We start from the raw sequence: 6,282 nt of genomic DNA on the forward strand, positions 1-6,282 counted from the left end.
TATTCGTAACATTTGACCAAAAATACTGCTATACTTGTTCACGGGATGCCTCCTTCAGGTGGTTGTTTTGTTGTTGCAAATAAATCAATTCTACCTGTTGGAGCTCCCTTCCCTTAAAACCTATTTTGGACAGATATGAGACTAGTGGCTAATTCAATTAATTAATTCAAAATCTTAGAATTTTCTATTCATGATTCAGCGGATACCAAACCAGTGAATACTTTGCTTGAATTGATGTGCCTCTTCCAGACGTTTGCGATGGACAGATAAAATATCGCTTCTGGTCAGTATGGCAACGACCTGGAGTGGGTTAACACGATTAACCACCGGTAGCCGCCCAATTCCCTCCTCCGCCATTAAATCAACGGCTTCTCGAAGCGTACTGTCCTCATACACGACTGTTGGTGTACGTTTTATCAATTCGCCCAGTTGTTTTGTAGGCGAGTCATTGGCATCGAATAAATCTCGACGGGTTACAACCCCAAGCAAGTTGTTCTCCTCGTCAATAACCGGGAACCCCTGATGGGTGCTGCCTGGAGTGCCCGAAGTAAGCCATGCACGTGCCTCTTCAATGGTTATACTCGATTTAAGAGTAGCTACCCGGTATGTCGCGGATTCTCGCACCAGTACCTGCTCAAGAAGGTCGGCAGAATATTCAGCGGGTACACGCACCCCGCGCCGGGCGATCTTTTCGGTCATTATGGAGTTCCTCATGAGCAAGCTGGACACCAAATAAGCGGCGGTACATCCTCCTAATAGTGGGAGAAGACCGAGGGGTTGAAGCGTAGTCTCGAAGGCAAACACCACCGAAGCGAGCATGGCCCTTGATGCCCCGGCGAACATAGCTGCCATACCGACCAAAGCGGCTACACGTACATCGAGCCCAAGAGCGGGGAAAATAATTAGAACCGCACTTCCCAGTGCTGCGCCAAAGCCTCCTCCGATTATAAATAGTGGCGCAAGTGTTCCGCCGGACGTTCCGCTTCCCAGGGAGATTGACCAAGACACGAATTTGAGTACAAAGAGAGCGATAAGCACCTTCCCGGTTATAGCACCTGAGAGTATCTGGTCGATGATATCGTAGCCTACTCCCATAGTGCGAGGTGCGACATAGCCGATTATTCCTACTGCGACCGCCCCTATCGCCGGCCACCACATCCAGTGGATTGGGAGTCGGGCAAACGCATCTTCTATGGCATAAACTGAGCGTGTTACATAGACCGAAGCAACGCCGACAGTAGCCCCAAGTAAGATGTAGCAAGCAATGGCAGTTCCGTTCGGTGGTGCTAGGTCGGGCATGGCAAAGATTGGTGTTGTTCCGACAAACGCTATGCGGACTGCCGCCGCAGCAGTGCTGGCAAGTGCTACGGGAATAAGGGAGCGTGGCCGAAACTCAAACAGTAACAGCTCTATAGCCAGTAAGACGGCTGATACCGGGCTTCCGAAGGTGGCTGACATACCCGCTGCTGCTCCGGCTGCCAAAAGCGTCTTGCGCTCGTCCGCGGTAGTTTTCAACAACTGGCCAACCAGCGAGCCGAGTGCGCCGCCGGTGGCGATGATCGGTCCCTCGGCGCCAAACGGCCCACCGGTTCCAATTGATATGGCTGCTGATACCGGTTTAAGAAAGGTCAGGCGTGGTGGTATACGACTCTGATTGACCAGCACCTGCTCCATAGCCTCAGGGATACCGTGTCCGCGGATTCCTTTAGATCCATAACGGGCCATTAGCCCGACTATTACTGCGCCCACGACTGGGACGAAAATCACAAAAATTCCCAGTTGATTGTTAGATGGTGAAACAAAGCTGGTTGAGAGACGACCATAGAAGGATAGGTTTGTGATAGCACCGATTAGCAACATTAGTGCCCGTGCAACCACACCACCGGCGAGCCCGAGTAACAACGAAAGCAGAGTTATTTGTATGACCCGTCTATCGACTACTACGGTTGGACGGGGAACCTGAAACGTGTTTTTGAGCGCCTCCTTCAACGAAGGAGCAACGGGCAAACCCTCGGTAGTTGATGACTCCGTTACTTTCTGCTCAACCATAGTTATTGAAGAATTGATTTATTGATGATGGGATTAAAATAAGCACTTCCTCTGTCGATGTCATTTTGTTTAATCGGGAAGTTAAGCTATATAAGAGGCTAGTGTTACATTTTACCATCTTTTAACTACTGGGGAAAAAAGAGAAGCCCCCATACTTCTCTTAAAGGGGGCTTCTCCCGCTCAAAGGAGGATGGATAGATAGATAGGTTAAGAACTCACAACGCGATTCGCTACGCGCCGTTTATCTGAAGGCTGTAGCCTCAACTTTTAATTCATTAAGACTCCAATCGTAATCTAGATAGCCGACCTTGAAATCATCTCTTTTTAAAAATTGTTTTTCCTCTTCCGATTTAAGGTACTTCATCACAAAGTTAAGAACCGCTCTCTCTTTCGGACTCCTTTCGCTGAATAGACCGGTGTTTCCATATTGCTCTATGAAGTCATCACCAAACCATTCGAATATTTTGGAGAGCTTCACCGTTCTCTCGGCCGGGTTGATTCTCATCCCTTTATCACTGTTGTTGACAAAATCAGCCGAAGCGGAATCTAGTTGTTCTTCGATGATATCCGACCGGTAGGCCTCATTTCTCAAATCCGGGCATCCTATGGAAGCGCAGTTAATGGCCGCATGGATTCTGGGCTCCTTAAATTGTTTTCTCAGGATCTCGTGCTCTATCTCGTTCAATGTTACCATCCTACCCACTGCCCGAAACTCAAGCCTATCCCATACACCGTCAATTTGACGAATGCTGTTTCCGGGATAGAAAAGGCTAAACAGGCTAAAGCCCCTATGAATGGGGTAGTTATCCATAATGGCTTTAATGGTAAAGGCGTTATAGGCATTAATCCAGAAAGCCAGCTTCTCTTCCTGTGACCAGCTTTCATATTCGCCTTCGGTTACTGAGCCGAGTCCCTTGAGATAGGCGTTGAACTCCTCTCGTGAGCTTATGAAGCCTTCATAGTCAACCTTGGAGTTATGGACATACTTTTTGAGGAGAGAATCAAAAACAGAGTGCGTATGGTCGAATTTACCGGCTTCTTTCTCGGCTAGGGCGTAGGAAACGATTACCAACGAACTCTGCCGAGACTGCATTGAAACCAGGGTCACAGCAAAAGCTACAATCATGAGGATTACCAGTCTAGTCGTTAAATTCTTCATCAGGATATCCTTATTATTCGGGTCTTCTAACAGTCATTGAAAGAATGCTCAGTCCTGTTTTTCAGTCCTTTAATTTTCGATCTTTACTTTGTGCCTTAGTGCCTTCGTGATTCCGTATTCTTTATCGATTAGATGGACAACCGGACTAAAAGGTTTCAGGACATTAAAGATAAAATGGAATGGTTTACATCCTTTTTCCCTGGTTATAAATTTAACCAACGACTTAGATACATTGCCTGGGAAAAATTCTGCAAGCTCAGGATATAGAGTGGGGAAAAACGTTACACGCTATCATGCATCATGAATCGTGCATCATTTTTTTATTATAATGTGAATTGGTGCCTATTCGTGGCTTAACTAAGCCAGTTTCACTCATCCCAACTCCCCATGTATCCATTGCCAAACGGGCACTTTCCCAGTCTTATGTGCTCTTCAAATTCATGCCGGAACTTTTTCACGATCGATTCTACGGGCATGGCGCATCCGTCGGCCAGTGCGCAAATAGTCGTCCCCTTCATCTGGAAACAGGCGTCCAAAAGGGTGTCGATAAACTCCAGGCGGCCTCTTCCCTCCTCTATCTTGGTTAGCATTTTTTCGAGCCACCAGGTACCCTCTCTACACTGAACGCACTGCCCGCAGGACTCATCCCGGTAAAAGTGAGCCAGGTTTTGGGCTACTCTAACCATGCAGGTGGCGTCATCGATCACCGTTACTCCGGCGGTGCCTAGCATGGAACCCGCCTTTGACAGGGAGTCAAAGTCCATAAGGATATCTATCTCGTCGGCGGAAAGCATCGGTGCAGAGGAGCCTCCCGGGGATATTGCTTTTACTTGCCTCCCCTTCGGTATGCCTTCACCATATTCATAAATCAGCTCCCGAAGCGGGATCCCCAGGGGGAGTTCATATAGTCCGGGGCGGTTTATGCATCCGCTGAGGCCGTAGATTTTTGTGCCGGTGTTTTTGGGGGTGCCTATTTCGGCAAACCAATCCGCACCATTGTTGATGATGTGGGGCACGCAGGCCAGGGTCTCGACGTTGTTCACGATGGTCGGACAGCCGAAAAGCCCGACCTGCGCCGGGAAGGGGGGTTTCGGTCTAGGTTCTCCGTTCTTACCCTCGATGGATTCAAGAAGCCCGGTCTCTTCTCCGCATATATAAGCACCCGCTCCCCTAAAAAGCACGACGTCGAGATTGAACCCCGAGCCCAGGATGTTCTCTCCGAGAAATCCCTTTTCATATGCTTCACCGATCGCTCTCTCCAGAATCCTGGCCCCTTTTGGCATCTCACCCCTGATGTAGATGTAGCACTTGTGGGAATTTATGGCGTAACAGGCAATAATAATCCCTTCTAGCATCTGATGCGGGTCACGCTCGATGATTTCCCTGTCCTTGAAACTCCCCGGCTCGCTCTCGTCGGCGTTGCAGCAAAGGTAGATCGGCTTCTTGGAGTCCCTTTGAATGAAGCTCCATTTGATCCCGGTGGGAAACCCGGCCCCTCCGCGCCCTCGAAGCCCAGATTTTTTAACCTCATCTATTATCTGAACCGGGTCTGTTTTTAGCGCTTTGGGAAGGGCGGTGTAGCCGCCAGAGGAGATGTAGGACTCGATTGTCTCGGAGTTCGGCCTGTCCACATAGGTGCGTATTATTCTCATCTCGGGCATTTCTCGGCTCCTCTGAGTAAGTTATTCTAAACGGCTTTTATGGTATGGCAAGTGTATTTCGGTGTAAATATCGGTTGGTTATAAAACATAACTGAATCGTTCCTGAAAGCGCTAACTCGTGAAGGTGTAGATATTTCCTCACCTTAAGATATAGTGAAATTTAAACTGAATGGGTTCTCTAGGCTAATTAAAATACTGACTAATTTTGAAATGGTTCTATATTAAACCTGTTGTAAGGAGGTAAGGGAGTGGTAAAAATGACCAAAGGACTACTCAGGAATGTGATTCTTATTGCCTTCGCCTTGTTCACTGCGACGGGGACTGGGCAAGCAGTGACCTGGTACGATATTTGGAAGGACCATGAGCCTGGTTATACACGCTGTCGCCTCGCTTTCTCTGAGGAAGATAAGAAATCTGAGCTGTCAATTCGCTATAAATCCTGGGTGCTCGGATATCTTACAGCGCATGGTGACCAAAATGGTCATGAATTGGTTGATGAGCCAAAATTTGCTACAGGTCTAATAAGACAAGTAAAGAAGGCGTGTCGAGAGGCTCCTGACGAAAAGTTTGCCAGTGTTGTCCGTCGCATTATAGCGGAGGATCCCAAGCTGAATAGGGTAAAAAAGTAATAGGAAACGCTCAAGCTGTAATACATCTGAAGAACTAAATTGCTTCATATCTGCCACACACGTCGTCATGGTGGAAATGGGAATGGTAAAAGCCGAAGCAGCTATTCAAACCTGAAGCTTTGCACTATCTTCTCAAACTGGTTTTTGTATTCGTCGAATTGCTCCGGGGTGGATTCGCAGTAAACAATATATCCCCTCTCACCTTTCAAGAACGTATAGACTAACTTTTTATATTGATGCACGCTGGTTGGCTGGTATGAAAAGATTACCCAGATCGCATCCTGGTATGCTACTTTAGTCTTGCCCCTTTCCAGTTCCTGAAAACGGTCATAATGCTTAAAGCTTCTGGCTACGGTTCTGTTAAAGAACTTTTCCACATCATTTTCCGCCTCCATAAGCGCAACCAAATGATTAATGTCAACATCAACGTATTCACGAAAGACATCTTTGTCATTTTCCTTCGGACTATAAGCAGACCTTCTCTCAGGCTTAATTTCCCAATCAGGGGGGAATTCAATGGAGAAAAGTTCTTCTTTGAAGTAGTAACGTTTGAGTTCCGGTGTTGTCTCGGGGGTTTGAGTTTCTGCTTGTAATATCAAACAAAAGAACCCGGGCGCAAAAGCACTAAAACCAATAGTCAAAGTCATATCTGTCCAAAATAGGTTTTAAGGGAAGGGAGCTCCAACAGGTAGAATTGATTTATTTGCAACAACAAAACAACCACCTGAAGGAGGCATCCCGTGAACAAGTATAGCAGTATTTTTGGTCAAATGTTACGAATAAT

At 47.2% G+C, this 6,282-nt stretch carries 5 protein-coding genes; 1 reads left to right on the top strand and 4 read right to left on the bottom strand.

What is annotated here, in order from left to right; all coding sequences use genetic code 11:
* Positions 1–195: 195 nt before the first annotated feature.
* From VNN20_11960 to nuoF, 3 genes are all read right to left on the bottom strand, one after another.
* On the bottom strand, positions 196–2,049 hold the full coding sequence (locus VNN20_11960) for a chloride channel protein (GenBank protein HWP92897.1): 1,854 nt from the start codon (positions 2,047–2,049) through the stop codon (positions 196–198).
* Positions 2,050–2,290: 241 nt separating this feature from the next.
* Positions 2,291–3,208 carry a DUF547 domain-containing protein gene (locus VNN20_11965; protein ID HWP92898.1) on the bottom strand — a complete coding sequence of 306 codons (918 nt, stop codon included), beginning with the start codon at positions 3,206–3,208 and terminating at the stop codon, positions 2,291–2,293.
* 368 nt (positions 3,209–3,576) lie between these two features.
* Positions 3,577–4,869: an NADH-quinone oxidoreductase subunit NuoF gene (nuoF, locus tag VNN20_11970; GenBank protein ID HWP92899.1), complete on the bottom strand. Its 1,293-nt coding sequence runs from the start codon at positions 4,867–4,869 to the stop codon at positions 3,577–3,579.
* 257 nt (positions 4,870–5,126) lie between these two features.
* Between nuoF and VNN20_11975 the strand changes: the two genes are divergently transcribed.
* Positions 5,127–5,498 carry a hypothetical protein gene (locus tag VNN20_11975; GenBank protein HWP92900.1) on the top strand — a complete coding sequence of 124 codons (372 nt, stop codon included), beginning with the start codon at positions 5,127–5,129 and terminating at the stop codon, positions 5,496–5,498.
* Between the two features lie 101 nt (positions 5,499–5,599).
* On the opposite strand, the gene VNN20_11980 is transcribed toward VNN20_11975, so the two are convergent.
* Positions 5,600–6,097: a PsbP-related protein gene (locus tag VNN20_11980; protein ID HWP92901.1), complete on the bottom strand. Its 498-nt coding sequence runs from the start codon at positions 6,095–6,097 to the stop codon at positions 5,600–5,602.
* Positions 6,098–6,282 lie beyond the last annotated feature (185 nt).

The sequence above is a fragment of the Thermodesulfobacteriota bacterium genome (assembly GCA_035559815.1).
Lineage (GTDB): Bacteria > Desulfobacterota_D > UBA1144 > Nemesobacterales > CSP1-2 > DATMAT01.

Bases quoted from the DNA above. Each gene is read 5' to 3' on its own strand.
- VNN20_11965 (HWP92898.1), bottom strand. From the start codon at position 3,208: ATGAAGAATTTAACGACTAGACTGGTAATCCTCATGATTGTAGCTTTT.
- VNN20_11975 (HWP92900.1), top strand. From the start codon at position 5,127: ATGACCAAAGGACTACTCAGGAATGTGATTCTTATTGCCTTCGCCTTG.
- nuoF (HWP92899.1), bottom strand. From the start codon at position 4,869: ATGCCCGAGATGAGAATAATACGCACCTATGTGGACAGGCCGAACTCC.
- VNN20_11960 (HWP92897.1), bottom strand. From the start codon at position 2,049: ATGGTTGAGCAGAAAGTAACGGAGTCATCAACTACCGAGGGTTTGCCC.